At 69.1% G+C, this 256-nt stretch carries 1 pseudogene; it reads left to right on the forward strand.

From position 1 onward, the window contains the following. Window positions 1–256 (forward strand): annotated as a pseudogene (locus ACQG3P_RS20565) (glycoside hydrolase domain-containing protein); the annotation flags it as partial.

The following is a 256-nucleotide window of genomic DNA, read 5'->3' on the forward strand; positions in this document are numbered from 1 at the left end:
TCCCAGAACCGAGGCACGCAAAACGCCGATCACCGCGCCGGGGGCTATACCCACTACTCGACCTTCTCGCTGTCGGATACATAGCGCGCCCTGCCCCCGCTGCTGACCCTGGTGCAGCCGGAGCAGCGCACCAGCGACATGGTCCAGTCGCTGCTCGCGCACCAGCACAGCAGTGCCTACGGCATGCTGCCGGTGGGGGCGGGCCATGGCCAGGCCAGCTGGGGCATGATCGGCTCCCACGCAGTGCCGGTGCTCG

The sequence above is a fragment of the Stenotrophomonas sp. SrG genome (genome assembly GCF_050031795.1).
Classification (GTDB): domain Bacteria; phylum Pseudomonadota; class Gammaproteobacteria; order Xanthomonadales; family Xanthomonadaceae; genus Stenotrophomonas; species Stenotrophomonas rhizophila_A.